The organism is Streptomyces sp. NPDC111516, assembly GCF_055635345.1.
The window spans coordinates 1-17,837 of sequence record NZ_JBVKBV010000018.1 but is presented as its reverse complement, the minus strand read 5'-3'; the positions used below and the strand labels follow the sequence as shown (position 1 = coordinate 17,837).

Below are 17,837 nucleotides of genomic sequence, written 5' to 3'. Positions count from 1 at the left end.
GGGCCTCATACGCGAACGGGCGCCGCCTGCCGAAGGACTAGGAGAATGCCCATTCATTGGAAACCCGGCGGCAGTCCCCATGCGTTGACGAGGTGAGGCCGGCGGCCATACTTGGATCCGGCAGTGCGCCGCTCCCGGATCATCCGGGCCGCCTTCGGGCACCGACCTGACGAACACTGCGCGCAGCACCCCTGACAACGGGAGCTCACCTACATGGCCCTCTTACTCCTGAACGCCGCCCTGATCCTCTCCGTCCTGGCAGCCGTCCACTGGTATCTGTACCGCCGCCTCGTCAAGGACGTCTCCGGCGCGGGCAGTCCATGGCGGCGCATCGGCACGGTGCTGGTGTGGCTGCTCTCGGCTACCACCGCATTCGTGCTCGTCGCCGGGCCCGCCGAGCCGCCCTTCGAGGTCGCTTCCCTCGCCGACCGGGCGGCCTCCGCCTGGCTGCCCGTGCTGCTGTACCTCACCCTCGCTCTGCTCCTGGGCGAACTGGTCCGCCCGCTGCTCCGCCGGGCGCTCGCCCGCCGGAGCGCCCGGTCGGCTGACGGGCGCCGCGAAGCCTCCGGCGCGGCGGAACCCGGCGGCGACCGCTCCCGCCGGCTCTTCGTCGCACGTACGGTCGCCATCGGCGCCACCGCCCTCGCCGCGGGAGGCGCTGTCGCAGGCCGGTCCGGAGAGTCGCCCTCACAGGGTCCGGGGGACCAGGGGGTTGAACTGTCAATGCCCTTCACCGGTCTCTGGCGTGCCAGGAACAGCCCGGCCCGAAAGGTCCCGAGCCATGGAACCGACCTGCTCGGCACCCGATACGCCATCGACTTCATCGCTGTGGACGACAAACACCGTACTGCCGACAGCCGTAGCTGGCGCACGTTCCTCGCCACCGAACCACCGGAGCTCTTCCATGCCTTCGGCCGTCCGGTCCTGGCACCCGTCGGCGGCACCGTCGTCGCGGTCCACGACGCCGAGCCCGACCACGAAGGACGGCGGTCGCAGCTGGCCCTCGTGCCGTACATGCTGGGCCAGGCGTCAAGGCTGCGCCGGGGGGCGAACGCCGTCGCCGGAAACCACCTGATCATCTCTCTGTCGCAGAGCGGCCCGTTCGTCGCTCTGGCGCACCTCAAGGCCGGTTCCGTCCGCGTGTCCGTCGGTCAGCGGGTGGTGGAGGGCCAGCACATCGCGGACTGTGGCAACTCCGGCAACTCGACCCAGCCGCATGTGCACATGCAGGCCATGGACAGTGCCGACATCTCCGTCGCCCGAGGCCTGCCGATGCTGTTCCGGCACTTCCGTGAGTGGCCCTCCGGGCCTGAGCACTTCCGCGTCAGGACGCGGACGGTGCCCGAGGAGGAGGCTGTGGTGGAACCGCTGCCCGGGACGGCGCTCTGAGACGAGCTCGAAGTGGGCGCCCGGCTCGCGACCCCCACTTTGTGAACTCCTCCGAGACCGGAAGGTGTTGCGACGCTCCCGGCACCGGGTGCCGGGAGCGTCGTGTGCGGCCCGTCGTCCGCGAAGAGGGCTCAGGGCCTACGGGACATCATCCGGTAGGTGATGAGGAACCCGACAAGGGACCAGGCCGCCAGGACGGCGAAGGGGAGCAACGAAACACCCTCCGGAGGGGTGTTGAGCGTGTCCCGGACGGACTCGGCCATGTACTGGAACGGGAGCACGGCGTGCACGGACTCGAACCAGTCGGGCAGCCGGGACGCCGGGAACGTGATCGGCGAGAACATCAGCGCCACGAACACGACCAGCTGGGACATCATGCGGGCGGCCGGCGGTGCCATCCCGTACCCGATCCCATAGCCCAGACCGATGGCGGTGAACGCGGTCAGGAGGATCGCGGGAAGGACCAGCGGACTGATGTCGAGGGTCAGGTCGAAACGCAGACCGGCGACCACGAGCGCGGCCACCATGCCGGGCAGCGCGGTGATCAGCGCGACCGTGGCGTCCGACGCGATGAGAGCGCTTCTGGGCACCGGCAGCGACCGGTTGAAGTCGAAGATGCCTTCCTGCTTGGAGGATGCCACCTCCTGAGGACCGATCACCATGCCGACGGTGATGAGTCCCAGTACCGGGGCTCCCGTCGCGAAGTAGAGCGCGGTGGTGTCGTCCATCTCGGGTACGAGATACCCGAAACCCACGATGATGCCCACCGCGAGGCAGGTCTGGATGATGAGGTTCAACGGCAGGGTCGCGCGGCTCCGCAGCGCGGTCCATCCCAGCAGCAGGCCGTAACTACGCAGCCAGTGACTCACCTTGCTCCCCCTCCTCGGTGCCGGGGGCGGCGTCGCCGCCGACCAGTTGCAGATACACGTCCTCCAGGCCGACCGGCACCAGAGCGAACTCGTCGATGTCCCCCGCGTTGCGGAGTTGCTGCGCCCAAGCGAGCGCCGCCGACGCCGCGTCGGAGTCGAGGGGCACCGCCAGCCGTCGGGAGCTGCGCAGCGGCGGGCCCGCGGCGGGAATGTCGGAGGGCAGGTCCGGAAGGCCGTCGGTGGTCGCCGCGGTCAGCTCCAGCCTGAGCTCACCGATTGCCCGGGAGCGGAGCTGTGCGGCCGTGCCCTCCGCCAGCACCTTGCCCGAGTCCATCACGATGATGCGGTCCACGCTCCGTTCGGCCTCGATCACGTTGTGGGTGACGAGGAGAACGGCGCAGCCCCGCTCGGCGAGTTCACGGATCTGCTCCCACAGCAGCCTCCGGCGTACGGGGTCCACATCGTTGGTCGGCTCGTCGAGCATCGCGACCCGCCCGGGGTCCGCCGCCGCCATGCCGTACGCCGTCAGCCTCCGGATGCCGCCGGAAAGGCGTTCACCCGTGGTGTCGGCCCACTCGCCGAGGTCCAGTGCGTCGATCAGTTTCTCGGTCCGCGCGACGGCGGCCCGCTTGTTCATCCCCCGTATGCGGGCCATCGTCCTGATGGCCTGCCGCGGTGTCACACCGGCCAGCGGCGCATGAGCCTGAGGCATCACCGAGACCATCCGGCGGACCCTGGCGGGTTCGGCGACCGGATCGCATCCGTCGACCCTGATGGTGCCGGATGTCGGCACCGCGAGTCCGGCCACCTGGTTGATCAGCGTCGTCTTGCCGGCGCCGTTGTGCCCGAGGAGGCCGACCACCTCACCGGCCTTGACGTGCAGGCCGATGCCGTCGTTGGCGCGCGTACCGCCCCGGTAGCACTTCACGAGATCTTCGATGATCAGCAATGTTTCGCCCGCTGCCTTGGAGGAGATTGAGGAGATTCAGGGTCTGGAGAACCGGTTCGAGGACGATTGCTCACCGAGCCACCTGGAGCAGCTTGTTGGGGGTGTCGGCGGTCGGCACACCGGTGAGCGCGCCCACCACGGCGGCGCGGTCCAGCGCCCTGCCGACCTCGCGCGGGGTGGCCTTCGGGTGCCCGCCGAGGTAGAGCGCGGCCGCACCGGACGCGTGTGCCGCGGAAACCGAGGTGCCGGAGTCGGTGCCCGTCCCGCCTCCCGGCCAGGCGGACGTGATGTCCACCCCGGGGGCGTAGAGGTCCAGCCCGTCGCCGTAGTTGCTGAACGAGGCGACCTGGTCATCGCAGTCGGAGGAACCGACGGTGATGGCCTCGGCCACCCGCGCCGGCGAAGAGTTGGCGACGTCGTCGAAACTGGCACCAGCCGATAGCGCGTACGTGACCCCGGCGGCGATGGAGTTGCGCACCGCTTCGTCGAGCACCTCGCTGGCAGGGGCTCCGATGACGAAATTGGCCACGGACGGCCCCTTGGCGTGCTCGGTGATCCAGTCGATCCCTGCCACCACTCCGGCGAGAGTTCCGCCGCCCTGAGCGTCGAGCACCTTCACCGAGATCAGCGTTGCCTTCTTGGCCACTCCGTGTTCGGTGCCGCCGACGATCCCAGCCATGAGGGTGCCGTTGCCGTGGCCGTCGCTGCCGTCCCCGCCGAAGGCGTCGAAGCCGGGCTTGGCGCGCGGCCGGAGGTCTGGGTGGTGGTAGTCGATCCCGGTATCGACCACGTAGACGTCGACTCCGGCCGCCGCACGCTGCGGGTAGGTGTAGGAACCGTCGAGCGGAAGCGCGGGCTGGTCGATCCGGTCCAGCCCACAGGACAGCGGTGCCGTTGCCTTCGCCCGGCCCGAAGTCGCCCGGTGTACCACGGTGTTCTGCTCCACCAGACGTACGGCCGGATCGCCGGCCAGCCGCTTCGCCTGCTCCTCGCTGCCCTCGATCAGCGCCCCGTGCAGCGCGTGGTCGTATCTCTTCTGAACCCGCACACCGTACCTGGCGGCGACGTCCGGCCGCGCTCCGTCCTCGAAAACGACGAGATAACTTGCGCCTACCGCACTGTCACTTCCGTTATTGACGACGGTCCCGAAGTCCTCGGCGTACCCCGGGGCGGCCGTTGCACCCACGCAGAGCAGAGTTCCCATGGCCAGAGCGGTGACAGATATTCGGTGGCGGCGGGTGAACCGGGCTGATCGCACTATTTCTCCTCGCATGAAATATATAGTCACTTATCCGAGGGCACGGCAGACTGCCCGGGCGGGGTCGGCGGTACAAGCCCCACGAACGGCGTCGGCCGGCTTCGCCGACCACGTTCCCCGCATTACCGGAGAACCGCTGGCCGTACCGCTCATCGCTATAAGAATTCCCAGAATTTCCGCGACCGGGTTGCGGAACCGGTCCCCCGGCGCACGGGGTGGTTCGGCGCCCCGGAAATTCACCTCGTGCGAAGAGCCGGACACCAGGTCTTTCGCCGGGTGCCTCCCGTCGCGGGACCCGGCCACGGTCACCGATGCGTCATCGACTCGTCGGCCGTACGCCGAGCCGGGGCAACTTCAGGCCCGCGCACAGTCCGTGCGGCTCGACAGCGGTGAACGTCAACCGTCCGCCGATGACCGTCGCCAGCTCACGGGCGATGCTCAGGCCGAGCCCCGCGCCCGGCTCGTCCCGCACCGCGGAACTCCGCCAGAACCGGTCGTCGATGCGTTCCAGGTCGGCCGGGGCGATCCCGGGGCCCTCGTCGACGACGTCGACGCCGATGGTGGGACCGTCCTCCCGGAGGAGCACCGTGACCCGTCCTCCCTCCGGACTGAACTTGATCGCGTTGTCCAGCAGGGTGTCCAGGATCGAGCCCACCAGCGTCGCGTCGACTCCGATCACGGCCGTGGGCCCGGCCGCCGCATGGAGCGAGACCGACCGGCGCTCGGCCTGTGGCCGCCATGCCGTGACCCGGTTCATCACCAGGTCCAGCACGCGGACCGGCCCGGCATCCACGGTGAGCGCACTGCGCGCGGAGGCGATGTTCAGGAGCCTGCCGAGCAGAATGTCCAGCCCGTTCAACTCCTCGCGGATCAGCTCCGCCTCCTCCCGCCCTTCTCCCTCCAGCCGGAGTGCGAGCATCTCCATCCGCAGATTCAGAACGGTCAGCGGATTACGCAGTTGGTGCGAGGCATCCACCACGAACGCGGCCTGCTTCTCCACACATGCGTGCACGAAGTCGGCCATGTCGTTGAACGCGCTCGCCAGTCGGCGTACGTCGGCCGGCCCCCCGGAGTGCCCGGGCACCCTGCTGGACAGGTCGCCGTCGCCGAGCTGCCGGACCGCTTGCTCCAGCTCGCGCATGTGGCGCCGACGGCGGCTGCTGCGCAGTCCGGCCAGGGCCACCGCGATCAGGACGAGCGCGACCACCGCAGGACCGCATCCGATCTCGGCGAACGACCCGTCGGCGGACAGTGCGACGCCATCGGCGGCGGGCGTCCCCGCGCTGCGTAGAGGCTGTAAGAGGAGCTGCATCGGCTACGCGGACGATCCGGGGATCGACAGTCGGTAGCCCCCTCCTTCGACGGCCTCGATCACCTGGGACAGTCCGAGCCGTTCCCGCAGAGAGGCGACGTGGTGCTGCAACGAGGTCTGGAGCGAAGCCCGGTGGGCCCGCAGGATCTCGTCGGTGATCTGGTCGGCGAGCAGTGTCTCGCCGGGCCGCCGGGCCAGTGCGACCAGGATGTCGAACTCCTCGTCCGGCAGTTCGGTCGGGGCACCGTTGACCAGCACGGCCCGCTCCCTCAGGTCGATCCGCACACGCCCTGCCAGGAGGAGATCGCCGGGCGTCTCTTCGGCCGGTCCGCCCGGGGGGACGGCAACTGCCGGCCCGGCCAGCCGCTGACGGCGCATCACCGCGCGTATTCGGGCCAGCACTTCGGCCAGGTTGTAGGGTTTGACGAGGTAGTCGTCCGCGCCCAGGTCGAGTCCCCGCACGCATGAGCCGTGGTCCCCGCGGGCGGTGGTCACCAGGATCGGGACGGAACTGGTTGCCCGCATCATGCTGCACAGCATGAAGCCGTCACAGTCGGGAAGCCCGAGGTCGAGCAGTACAGCGTCCGGGCGGGCCCGTTCCAGAAGCTCGATCGCGGCCTTGCCGGTGGTGGCGCACACCGCTTCCAGTCCCTGCTGGGCCAATGCCGCCTGGAGGGCCGCCGACACGCGTACGCTGTCCTCAACCACCAGTAGTTTCACATCGTCCTCGTAGTGCCAGAGCCCTGACGCCGGCACAACGGCCGGCCTGACATTCCCCCACGCGGTCGGCGTCACCGTGGTGGCTCCCCACACAACTGCCGCCCACCCTAACGAAGGTCATCGACCAACGTCTATGGCTGCCCCGACTCCACGCGCGCCTCCTCCCACGCGAGCTCCGCCCCCTGGTGACCGGCACGGATGTAGTCGGGGAGCACCCTGGGCGGCCAGGACCCGATGCTGAACACGCCCATCGAGTACGCCTTCGCCGCGAGCGCCGTGCGATTGGGCACCTTGAACTGCCGCAGGAGCATGCTGACGTGGTACTCGATGCCCTGACGGCTGAGGAACAGCTTGGCCGCCAGGCGTACGCTCGGGTTGCCCGCCGCCACACCCTCCAGGACCTTGGCGCTGAGCGGCGCCAGCCTCCACTCGGAGCCGTCGAGCGCCTCTTGGCCGCCGCCCGTCTCCTCCGGCGTGAACTGCACCACGATCATCTCGACCCGGCCGGCGCCCTCCTCCTCCACGGGGAACGCGGTGAGCTTGCCGGACACGGCGATGTCCGGGAAACACATGGCGACGGAGCAGCTGACCAGGCGTGCCCCGTGTCCCTGGACGAGCCGGCCGAAGTGGCGCACCACGTACTGCCGCACGCCCGGGTGCAGGAACTCGGCGAAGTCACGGCCGCGGAGATCGTCGGGGCGCCGACCGCACCGGGAGGTCAAAGCACTGTTGACGGACCGCACGCGCAGCGTCGGGTCGAGGATCGCGAGACCGATTCCGGAGCGTTCGAAGAGCGAGAGAATCACACCACGGCATTTCTCGCTCCGCATCTCCGTGTCAAATAAGAGCGAATTGATATCGTGCAGTTCACCGATGGGGCGCAGAATTTTCTTCGAGGGGAAAGTTTTGCTCTCCCCTGCCTGCCGAAGCTCGCTCTCCGTACCGATCTCCACGTGGGCCATGTAGGCCAATCCCCTTCCTTTCCTCATCGTTCACCGGCCGCGTGCCAGCCTAAGGAGACCGAACGCTGACGTGCAATGGGACCGAGTGACGCCCGGAAAACACTGTGGTCGCGGGCGGGCGGGTTCGGAGGCTCCGTTGCGGCCCACGTCGGGCGGCCCGCAGGAGACGCCCGTACACCATGCGTCGGCCGCCGGTTGACCGAAAATTCCGAGACATTCCGCATAGATTTCCCGCGGCCACGCATCGCCGGTTCGGTTTACCGAACGGTAGCCCGTTCGGTGCACCGATCGGTCACCGAAGGGGGCATCCCGCCCGAGCCCGATGGCAGGAAGCCGCCGGGGTGGGGACGTCCGGTGATTCACCGCCGCGTCGAGGCCCGCGGGCCGGGGCCGGGAGCACAGTCGCGCGGAGTCACAGTCTCTCGGCAAGCACTCCCGAAGCGAAGGCGGCCTTTCCCGCCATGCGGCGCACGGCCGGAATCAGCCCGGCCCGGCCGTTCACGCCCAGCCGCTGGTACAGCCTGGTCAGGATCTTCTCCACGGCGCGCCGTGTGACGCCGAGCGCCTCCGCGGCGTCCTGGTTGGTGTGTCCGAGAGCCACCAGGGAGGCGACCCGGCGCTCGGTGTCGCTGAGCAGCCCGCCGCCCGCCAGCAGGACTCCACGCGGCTCGCCGTGCAGGGACGACAGTTGCGGCCCGGCCCAGCATCGCAGCAGTGACTCGCCGGTCGCCTCGGCGATCCGGTCCGCCTCGGCGAGGAGTTCGGCGGAGCCGGGTCGCCCGGCCGCGTGCAGCCGGTTTCCGTAGGCCGTCAACGATCGCCCCAACTCGAGGGAGTTGGAGCCTCCCCTGAGCACTGCGACGGACTCGGCGAGCAGGGACAGCGCATACCGGCCGCGAACGACCGTGCCCCAGATGCGCAGGACGCGGCCGAGTGCGGCCGGGGCGCCCGACGCCCGGGCCCGGTCACAGGCGCGGGAGACGAGTTCCAGCGCGGCCTCCGGATCGCCGAGGCGGAGCAGCAGGGGCGCGCACCACAGGTCCACCGGGAACAGCGTCCGATTGCACCAGCCGGCCGCCCTGGCGCGGCGGGTGGCGTCCTGCAGGTCGGCGACCAGAGCGGGCAGTTCACGTTCGGGGGTCAGCGAGACCTGCAACACCCGCAGGGCGAGGCCGCACACCGGCCCCCCGGTCCCTTGCCCTGCGGCCAACAGGACCCGCAGGCGCTCGGCCAGCCAGGGATCGCCCGTCTCGACCGCCACGGAGGTCAGGCCGAGCACGGTCAGCCAGTCGTTGTCCCCCAGCGCGACAGCGGTCGCCGCGCAGGCCTCGCGCGCGTCCGACCAGGCGTCCGCGAGCCGGCCGGCGTGCAGGGCGGTCAGCGCCCGCCAGCCCAGCACGTGGATCCGCAGCCGTTCGTCACCGCGTTGCCGTGCCGTTTCGAGTGCCATGTCCAGCCAGCTGCGTACGGGTTCCTCCGTCTCGGACACCGCCGCGCAGGCGATCGTCAACGCGGGCGCGGCGTACGCGGAGGCAGCCGATGCCGGTTCGTGCTCCAGCATCCAGCGCACCCGGGCGGCCACTTCGGGGGCGGGCAGCCGTCCGCCGATGACGCCGACGAAGACGAGGACCGCCGCGAGTTCGCGCTGTGCCGCGGTCCCCGGCCCGGGAGCGAAAACCGGATCCAGGGCGCGCAGGCGCTCGACCGCCGCTGCCGGGGCCGCCGGATCGGCGAGATCGAACAGCCACGCGCGGGCCTCCAGCCTCAGTCCGAGTTCCGTCGCTTCGGTATCGGCCGTCGGCGCCGTGCCCGGTTCCCCGGCGTCCCCGATGTGTTCGTCCCCGGCGTGCTCGAGCATCTCCGACGCCGCCTGGGGAGCGGAGAGGAACAGCGTGAGCGGCACGCACGCCACGACCGCGGCGCGCTCGCCGACCGAGCTCAGCAGGGGCAGCGCCTGGCCGACGTGGCGCAGCATGGCGGAGGTGTCGGCGTCCTGCTCCGCGTCGGCCAGCGCAGCCAGGAAGTCGCCGCGCTGAGCGCTGTCGGGCGGGAACTCACGCAGAGCCCGGCGCAGGCAGCGGATGGCGAGGGCGTCGTCCCCACGGCTCCACACTTCGCATGCGGCCTCTCGCATCACCCGTGCGGCGTCGGCCCACTCCCCCGGGCCGACTTCCAGGAAGTGCGGGACGATCCGCTCGGCCGGAGCCCCCGTGTCGTGGAGCAACTCGGCTGCGCGGCGGTGGAGTCGGGTGCGGTCGGCGAGGGAGAGGCCGTCCTCGGCGATCTCGCGTACGCAGTCCCACAGAACCGGCGGCTTCCAGCGGTCGGCGGCCCAGCCGAGCCGGAGCAGCGCTCGTGCCGCGGCGGCCCCTTCGGCCGGGTCCAGATCCGCGAGACGGGCGAGGACGGGCGTCTCGGCCGCCCCGCCGAGGATCGCGGCGCAGTGGGCGAGTCGACGGACGGGTTCCGGGTGGCCGGTCAGGGCTGCGGCCACCCGGGCCCGCAGGTTCCAGGGCGCCGGCCGGGCGCGGGCGAGGTCCAGCAGTCGTGCGGGGGCGAGACGGTGCGGGATGTCCAGGCGGTCGAGCAGTGAGGCGATCAGGGCCGGATTGCCGCTCGTCGCACGGGTCCAGGCCCCGACTTGCTCGTCGAGGAGGACGATGCCGCGCTCCTCCAGCAGGGCGCGCACTCCTTCCGCGCCGAGCGGCCCCATCCGGACCAGATGGTCCGCAGCCGACAAGAAGTCCTGCACGCCCGGCAGTTCGACGGCCGACTCGCCCTCGCAGACCGCGACCGCCATGAGCAGGGGGACGGGTCCCGGGTCGTCGAGCAGCCGGGCCAGCCACGCCAACGAGGTCTCGTCGGCCCATTGCAGATCGTCGACGAGAAGGGCCACCGGGCCGACGGCCCGTGGGAGGGGCTCGCCGGGGAAGCCGAAGGGGAGGCCTTGTTCCAGGCGGCTGCCGCGGGCTCGTCGTACCACGAACCCGTCCCTCGCAGCCAGTTCCGCGACCGTGTCGAGGAATGCCGAACGTCCCGTGCCCGGTGCGCCCGTGATTGCCACGAGCACGAAGTCGCCGGTCCGTACGCGGGCCATTGCCGTACGGATCGAGCCAATACTGTGCATCCGCTCACGAAGCGGCACGGGGGCCTCCATTCACGTACGGGGGTGTGCAAGTACGCGTTCTTCCAGGGCAGATGGGCCCGGCGGCCTCCTGAACAGGGCCGCCGCCCACAACAAAAGATCAGAGGATTGCCATATCGTCATGATTATGAGTTCGAGCCGATCAGATCCTGTGCGTCCCGTCCTCACGTTCTCGGCTTCTCGATCCGCCTCCCCCGCCGCTGTCAACTCTGTCGTCCGGCCCGCCCGCCCGGGCCCTTCGGTCTGCCCGATCCCCGCGGAACGGTCCCGAGCGCACTGTGTGGTGATGCTCGGCTCCCCCGACCGCACCCCCGTGGACACGATCGCACGCCATGTCGGTGACAGGTGCGGACGGGAAGCGAGCGTGCGATACGTCGGCTGCCGACGCGAGGCGGCCGGCACGGAGCACGCCGTGCTGCGCCGCCTGCTCGGCGCGGCCCACGACGAACCGCTCCCGCCGCGCGAAGTACGGCACGCGGCCCTGGGACTGGTCGACGGCCTGCTGGCGCGCGGGCCGCTGGTCCTCGCCATCGGCGACGCGCAATGGTGCGACGAGGGCACGCTCCGCTGCATCGACCATCTGATGCACGCCACGGCCGGGGCGCCGCTGACCGTCCTGCTGAGCCTGTCGCCCAATCTGCTGGCCGCGGCCGCGGCGGCGTTCCACGAATTGCTGACGCGGGACTACTGCTCGGTCGTCCACGCCACCGGCCTCTGGCGGTCCGGCACCGCCCGGCCGGCTGCCGGGAGCCTCGACGAGGTCGGCCCGCGCGAGTCCGGGCTGCTCCGGGTCACCCAGGCGGCGGCGCTGCTGCGCAGCACCGACCCGGATCTCGTCGGTGCCCTCGCCGGGACCCCCTCCGGAGTGACCGGCAGGCTGCTGGAGTCCGCCCGGGCCCTCGGCCTGCTCCCGGGACGGATCCCGGCGCGCGATGTCCTGCCGCTGCTGGACACGCTGCCCGAGGCCGGGTGCGAGCGGATACGCGCGCAGGCCGCCGAGATCCTCAACGACGCGGCAAGACCGGCCGGGCAGGTGGCCGACCTGCTGCTCGGACAGTCGACGCTGGACCGCCCCTGGATGAATGCCGTCCTCAAGGAGGCGGCCGCCGCCGCACGGCACGACCGTCCGGCGTCCGCGGTGTCCTATCTGAGACGGCTCCACGAGGCCGACCCCGACGACGTCACCGTCCGCATGGACCTCGCGGCCGCGCTGCTCGACATCGATCCGGGGGCCGCCCGGAAGCATCTGGAGGGCTCGCTGTCCCGCACGGACGACCCGCTGGTCCGAACACGCGCCGCCGGCCCGCTCCGGCTCACCGCGCTCATGACGCACCGATACCCGGACACGCCCGAGGCGCTCAGCGCTCTGTTGCGCGAGCCGGTGTGCGACCGTACGGACGATCAGCCCCACTCCCGGTCCCGGCCGGTCCGGGCCGGCGTCTCCCACCGGTCCGCCGACGATCCGACCGAGCACCTGGTGCTCGCCGCCCGCGCACTGCGCACCGCGCTGGCGGGAGTCGATCCCGACGCCGCGGTCTGCGACGCCCGTCAGGTCCTGTGGTCCGAGCGGCCGCGCTCCGCCTGGGCCAGGGTCGCCGCGGCCCAGGTCCTCGCGCTGGCCGACGACACCACGACCGCGCTCGACCACCTGCGCCGGACCGTCGTGGACAGCGGGCGGCGCGAGGAGGTGTGGGCCGAGTGCCACGCCGCTTCGGCCCGGGCGCTGCTGTTGCTCGAATCTGGCCAGGCGTCCGAGGCGGCCGAGTCGGCGCTGGCCGCGTCCCGCCTCTCCGAGCGCCAGGGCGGGGCCGAAGGAACCCACCTGGCGCCGATCGCCCTGGCCCTGGCACTTGTGGCTCGGGGCGAACTCGACCGGGCCGAGGACGTCCTGCGCCGACTGGACGGCCGCCGCTTCGACGACTCCGTCTGGGAGCACCACCATCACCTGATGGCCAGGGCCCTCCTCGAGCGCGGCCGTGGCCGGCCCGAGCAGGCCCTGAGCCTGCTGGAACGGTGTGGGGCGAGTCTGGCCACCGCCGGGGTGCTGAACCCGGTGTTCACGACCTGGTGGGTGCAGAGCACGGATCTGCTCATGGAGCTGGGCCGGGCGAGCGCCGCCGCGGAGCGGGCCGAACTCGGCCGGCACCTGGCCGAGCGGTGGCCGACGGCCCGCAGCACCGGGCTGAGTCTGCTGGCCCGGGGGCTGGCGGCCGGTGCCGCCGACCGCGTGGAACTCCTCACCGAGAGCGTTCGCGTACTGGCGCACACCTGTGACCAGCACTCCCACGCGCTCGCCGAACTCCGGCTCGGAACGGCCCTGTTGCAACGGGGGGACGAGAAGGCCGCGCGCACTCGTCTGGACGCGGCGCGGACGACGGCCGTGCGGTGCGGCCTGAGCGCCGTGGCCGAACAGGCGCGGGCCGCCCTCGACTCGGCGGGCGGCAGGCCCGCGCGGGCCGCGCTCAGCGACGCCGAGTGTCCCGTGGCGGAGATGGCGGCGGCCGGGGCGTCGAACCGGGCCATCGCCGACGCGCTCTGTCTGACCGTGCGCACCGTCGAGTACCACCTGACGAACGTGTACCGGAAACTCGGCGTCACCGGTCGCGCCGGCCTCGCCGAGCGGTTCCCCTCCCACGGACCGTGCCCGCCCGCGCGCGTGCCCGGCCAGGCACGTTGAGCCCGCTGTCGCGACCCTCCGCACCGGCCACCGTGCGGGGCGGGCTCCTGGAGCGGTCGGACGAACTGGCGACGCTGGAGCGGGCGGTGCGCGATGCCGCGGACGGCGTACCGGTGACCGTCGTCGTGCGCGGGCGGCCTGGTACCGGACGCAGCGCCGTGCTCGCCGAGGCCGCCACGCTCGCCCGGCGGGCGAGACTGCACGTCGTCACCGCACCCGCCCGCCCGGCCGGCTCCGGCGCGGCGGAGGCGGAGCGCGGCATCCCCGGAGCACCCTTGGCGGTCCTCGTGGACGACGTCCGGGGCACACCCCGGACGGAACCGGCGGCGTATCTCGCGGGCCCTGCGGAACCGCGGCCGCTGCTGCGGGTGGTCGCCGGCACCGGTCCGGGCGTTCCCGGCGCGGGCGTCGCTCCCCGGTACGAGCTGGCCCTGCGCCCCCTGAGCGCCCAGGCCGTGCGGACGCTGCTCGTCGCGGCCTACGGCGAGGACGCCGCCGACCCGCTCGTCTCGCCCGCGGTCGCCGCGACGGGCGGCAACCCGGCGGTCCTGTGCGCCACGATCCGGCGGTGGCCCGCTCCGGCGCCCGGTCCCGACGAGTTCGCGGCGCTCGCCGACCAGGTGGGCAGACACCACCTGCGAAGCACCCTGGCCCGGGCGTCCGAGCGGACGATCGCACTGGTCGGGGCGAGCGCGGTGGCGGGAGGGGACTTCTCCTTCGGCCAGGTCTGCGAACTGGCCGAAATCCTCCCGCCGGACCGCGAACGAGCCCGTGCGGAGCTGGCCGGGACCGGGCTGCTCGACTCGGTCGCGCACCCCCGGGTGTACGACCCCTTGGTGGCCGACCGCGTTCTCGGTCTCCTGGACGACAGCCGTCGACGCGTTCTCCACGAGCGCGCCGTGGCGTCGGCGCGCCGCGAAGGGTTTTCGGAAGCGGTGCTCGGACGGCTCGTCGCGCAGACCCGGCTGACCGCGCCCTGGGTGCCGGGGGCCCTGTACGCGGCGGGCGTGCACGCCCGACGGTCCGGCGAGGACGCCGCCGCGGTCGCGTTCCTCGAACAGGCGATGGACCGTGGAGCAGCCGACGGGCTGCGCACGGACGTGCTGCTGGAGCTGGCGAGGGCGCAGTCGTCCGTGCGGCCCGAGGCCGCCGACCGTGGGCTCCGCCGCATCCTGGCGGAGGCCACCGCCCCGGACCGGACCGCGGCCCGGCTGCTCGCCGCCGACCTGCTGACCCTGCGCGGTGGCGGGGACGATGTGGCGGCCGCCCTCTGCGCGGCGGCGGAAACGATGTCCGCGGCCGAGCGGCGCACGCTGCTCGGCCTGCGAAAGCTGGCCCTGGGGACCGGCCCGGCCGCCACCGCACCGGCCTCCGGCACGGTGGCACCGGCCAACGGTCCCGGGGCCGGGCCGTCGTCGGCGTTCGATGCGGCCGAGGCCGCGGCCGCCGCCTGGCGGCACTGTCTGGCCGGGCGGGGGATCGGCAGGGCCCGCCGACTCGCCGGCGCCGTGCTCACGCGGGCCGAGGCCGGACTGTTGACCCCCCGGTTCGTCGCCGCGAGAGTCCTCACCGTCACCGAGGACGTGGACCTGGCGCGGGACGGACTGGAGCGGATCGAGGCGGAGGCCCGACGGCAGAAGGCGGGCGCGGCGATCGGTCAGGCCCTGCTGGGCCTCGCCGAACTCGCCTTTCGAACCGGCGAGTCGGACGAGGCCGGGGTCCGGCTCGCCGAGGCGGTCGCGGAGGTGCCGCGGCGACACTGGCATCCCGGGGCGCTGTCGAGGCTGACCGCCCTGGAGGCGCTCGTGGCCCTGGACTCCGGGCGGCCGGACCTTGCGGAGGCGGCTCTGGCGGGGGTTCCGCCGAACCGGCACGAGCACTCTCTCGGCCGGACCCACCTGCTGTTCGCCCGGTGCGTCGTCGGCCTGCGCACCGGTCAGATCGCCCAGGCGACGGCCCACTTGCACGAGTGCGGCCGGATCCTCCAGGCCCTCGGCTGCGCGAATCCCGCTGTCGTGCCCTGGCGTCCGCATCTCGCCATGGCGCAGGCCACCGTGAACCCGCAGGCCGCGGCCCGCCTGGGTGCCGAAAGCCTCGCGGCGGCCCGGGCCTGGGGCGCGCCGGGCGCCGTCGGTGCCGTCCACCTCTGGACGGGACGCGCCCTCACGGGCCCGACGGCGCTCCGGCATCTGCGGACGGCGGTACGTGTGTTCGCCGGTACGACGACCCGGGGCCTGTATGCGCGAGCGATGGCGGAACTGGCCTCCGCCCTTCTCGACGCGGGCCGCCCGACTCAGGCGAGAAGCCTGCTGGACGAAGCCGTAGCGGTCGGCCGAGCCGCCGGGGGGCGGCCGGTCCGGCGCGTCGCTGAGGTCGCCGCCCGGTTCGCCGCGCAGCCGCTGACGGGTCGGGCACGGTTGAGCCCGGCCCAGCTCAGGGTCGCGCTGCTCGCCGCCGAAGGCCGGTCGAACACGGTGATCTCCGAAGCGCTGTCGGTCAGCGTGCGTACGGTCGAACTCCATCTGACCCACACCTACCGGGCCCTGGGCATCAGCGGGCGAGCCGATCTCGCGGTGGTCCTGGGGCACCCGTAGGCCCTGTCCCGGCCGGACTACGTGTACTGCGCCTCGCCCGTGCCCACCAGCCCCTCGCGCAGGGCGACCGCGACGGCCTGGGTGCGGTTGGGGCAGTTCAGCTTGGACAACACGATCGCCACTGTGCGCTTGGCGGCGTGCTCGGACACCCCGAGGGCCTCTCCGATCTGCCGGTTGCTCAGCCCGTCGACGAGTAGCTCCAGCACCTTTGTCTCGCGCTCGGCGAGCAGTCCGATCGGCGATCTTTTCTGCGGCACGACCTCCCGGCCGCCGGCCCGGCGCGGCTGCGTCCGCCCGGTCGGCTCCGGCAGCAGCGGCTCACCATTGGCGAGCCTGCACAGCGCGTCGCTCAATCCCTCGGTGGTCAAGGCGTCCTGGTCCAGGACGCCGTCACAGGGCACGGCCCCGCCTGACGCGATCCGCGTCACCTCGTCTCCGGGCAGCACCAGCACCACGTGTATCCCGTTCCTGCGGACGACCGCTGCGAGTTCGGCCGTCCACGCGTCCTCACCCTGCCCGAAGCCGTTCACACACCACAGCATCAGTACGTCGCAGGAGAGGATGAGCAACTGGATGGCGTCCTCCGGTGACGACGCCGTGAACTCCTCGGGCCGGAAGACTGCGGTCTGCTTCACAAGGCCGGTTTGCCCCAGCATGGCTGCCAGCCCACCGCGTGCCACCTCGCCCCGTGCCACGACCGCGACCCTGACCGATCCGGTGTTCATGCGGCGCCCCCGTCCATCCATCGACCGACTGCCCGGCGCGACGGCTCCCCAGCAGCCACTCCTCGCGCACCTGGCGATTATGTCCCTGCGGGGTGCTGTTTTCCGCCACTTCTCCGTTGCAATCGATCGACAATCAGGCCACGGTCCGACGCGTGTAGACCTCTCCGGCCTGCATGTTCGCCGGGTGCCGCAAGATCTCGGCCACGACAGCAACTCGGCCGCGCCGTCCTGCCGCCCGAAGGCCGTGCCAGGTCCTCGAACCTCGCGTCGAGGATTTGCAGCCGTTCATGCCGGGCCGGAGCCCGTACCGTCCGGCCCTCAGGGAACACGGTGATGGCCTGAGGGGTCATCCGCGTCTCGGCCATATCGGCGCGGGCCTTGTCGTGCAGCCCGCGTTCCCTCAGCCGGCCGGTCGCGCCGGGTTCCTACCCGGACGCCTCGACCGCGGCCTTCGCCAGCAGGTCGGACTCCGCCACCACACCCGTCACCCGATTGTCGGCGTCGACCGCTCAGGGCACCGCCGTTCCACGGTAGCCCCGCCGGGGCGGGAGCCTGGGCAACACCGTGGACGAGGCCGGCGGCCACGTGTCGGCGGGTTCCTTCCGCACCGGACGACCGGCGAGCGCCGCGACAATGTCGGCGGCGGTCAGCACCCCGGCGAGACGCCCGTCTTCCTCCAGCACCGGCAGGGCGTCGGCTTCGATACAGCTCATGAGGTCGGCTGCGTGGCGTACGGTCTGCTCGACATGTACGAGCGCCGGCCTGCGGGCGGGCAGGAGGTCGCACACGCGCAGGCCGGACAGCGAGGCGGCCGGTGCCGCACAGGCGACCGCCACGTCGGCCCTGGCCAGCAGGCCGGCACAGCGACCGTCCGGACGCACGACCGGAAGGTGACGGGAGCCGGATCGCTCCAGCAGCTCCCAGGCCACGAGCACGGTTTCGTCGACATCGATCGTGACCACGGCGGTGCGCATCACGACGGCGACCGTCCGCGCCAAGACCTCCTGCTCACCGTGGACCGCCGCCGGCTGCTGCTCTTCCATGGTCGCCTCCTTCTTCTTGTTTGCGAGTGTCGCCGCGGCATCACGGGGAGGGCGTCGGCTTCCCTTCCGTCTCGGTGCGGTGACCGTCCGACCGCTCTTGCTGTTGCTGTTGCTGTTGGAGTACGTCGAGGACCACGGATCCGTCGACGGTCTCGCGGGTGGTGAGCAGTCCGGCAAGGGTGTCCAGCGCCTCC

General features: G+C 71.9%; 12 protein-coding genes. 3 read left to right on the top strand and 9 right to left on the bottom strand.

What is annotated here, in order from left to right; genetic code table 11:
- Positions 1-213: 213 nt before the first annotated feature.
- Positions 214-1,389: a M23 family metallopeptidase gene (locus ACZ7L9_RS27660; RefSeq protein WP_471419276.1), complete on the top strand. Its 1,176-nt coding sequence runs from the start codon at positions 214-216 to the stop codon at positions 1,387-1,389.
- 131 nt (positions 1,390-1,520) lie between these two features.
- Here the strand turns inward: ACZ7L9_RS27660 and ACZ7L9_RS27655 are convergent, their stop codons facing one another.
- The 7 genes from ACZ7L9_RS27655 to ACZ7L9_RS27625 all read right to left on the bottom strand — a co-directional run bounded on the left by ACZ7L9_RS27655 (position 1,521) and on the right by ACZ7L9_RS27625 (position 10,604).
- Positions 1,521-2,258, bottom strand: coding sequence for an ABC transporter permease (locus ACZ7L9_RS27655; protein ID WP_471419274.1), 738 nt, complete (start codon positions 2,256-2,258; stop codon positions 1,521-1,523).
- Positions 2,239-3,207, bottom strand: coding sequence for an ABC transporter ATP-binding protein (locus ACZ7L9_RS27650; protein ID WP_471419272.1), 969 nt, complete (start codon positions 3,205-3,207; stop codon positions 2,239-2,241). The genes ACZ7L9_RS27655 and ACZ7L9_RS27650 overlap by 20 nt, the downstream gene beginning before the upstream one ends.
- Before the next feature lie 70 nt (positions 3,208-3,277).
- Positions 3,278-4,393 (bottom strand): S8 family peptidase, encoded by a 1,116-nt coding sequence (locus tag ACZ7L9_RS27645; protein WP_471419270.1) that lies wholly within the window; start codon positions 4,391-4,393, stop codon positions 3,278-3,280.
- A 388-nt stretch (positions 4,394-4,781) separates the two neighbouring features.
- Positions 4,782-5,777, bottom strand: a complete 996-nt coding sequence (locus ACZ7L9_RS27640; protein ID WP_471419268.1) for a sensor histidine kinase — start codon at positions 5,775-5,777, stop codon at positions 4,782-4,784.
- A gap of 3 nt (positions 5,778-5,780) precedes the next feature.
- Positions 5,781-6,533 carry a response regulator transcription factor gene (locus ACZ7L9_RS27635; protein ID WP_471419266.1) on the bottom strand — a complete coding sequence of 251 codons (753 nt, stop codon included), beginning with the start codon at positions 6,531-6,533 and terminating at the stop codon, positions 5,781-5,783.
- Between the two features lie 95 nt (positions 6,534-6,628).
- Positions 6,629-7,459, bottom strand: a complete 831-nt coding sequence (locus tag ACZ7L9_RS27630) for a PAS domain-containing protein (RefSeq protein WP_471419264.1) — start codon at positions 7,457-7,459, stop codon at positions 6,629-6,631.
- Between the two features lie 412 nt (positions 7,460-7,871).
- Positions 7,872-10,604 (bottom strand): LuxR C-terminal-related transcriptional regulator, encoded by a 2,733-nt coding sequence (locus tag ACZ7L9_RS27625; RefSeq protein WP_471419262.1) that lies wholly within the window; start codon positions 10,602-10,604, stop codon positions 7,872-7,874.
- Between the two features lie 286 nt (positions 10,605-10,890).
- Here ACZ7L9_RS27625 and ACZ7L9_RS27620 point away from each other — a divergent pair, with 286 nt between their 5' ends.
- Both ACZ7L9_RS27620 and ACZ7L9_RS27615 read left to right on the top strand, forming a co-directional pair.
- Positions 10,891-13,281 carry a helix-turn-helix transcriptional regulator gene (locus ACZ7L9_RS27620; RefSeq protein WP_471419260.1) on the top strand — a complete coding sequence of 797 codons (2,391 nt, stop codon included), beginning with the start codon at positions 10,891-10,893 and terminating at the stop codon, positions 13,279-13,281.
- Positions 13,282-13,313: 32 nt separating this feature from the next.
- Positions 13,314-15,875 (top strand): helix-turn-helix transcriptional regulator, encoded by a 2,562-nt coding sequence (locus tag ACZ7L9_RS27615; protein ID WP_471419258.1) that lies wholly within the window; start codon positions 13,314-13,316, stop codon positions 15,873-15,875.
- Between the two features lie 17 nt (positions 15,876-15,892).
- Here the strand turns inward: ACZ7L9_RS27615 and ACZ7L9_RS27610 are convergent, their stop codons facing one another.
- Together ACZ7L9_RS27610 and ACZ7L9_RS27605 are read right to left on the bottom strand one after the other, a co-directional pair.
- Positions 15,893-16,600, bottom strand: coding sequence for a helix-turn-helix transcriptional regulator (locus tag ACZ7L9_RS27610; RefSeq protein ID WP_471419256.1), 708 nt, complete (start codon positions 16,598-16,600; stop codon positions 15,893-15,895).
- A gap of 509 nt (positions 16,601-17,109) precedes the next feature.
- Complete coding sequence (locus tag ACZ7L9_RS27605) at positions 17,110-17,643, bottom strand: CBS domain-containing protein (RefSeq protein WP_471419254.1); 534 nt, start codon at positions 17,641-17,643, stop codon at positions 17,110-17,112.
- Between the last annotated feature and the right edge of the window lie 194 nt (positions 17,644-17,837).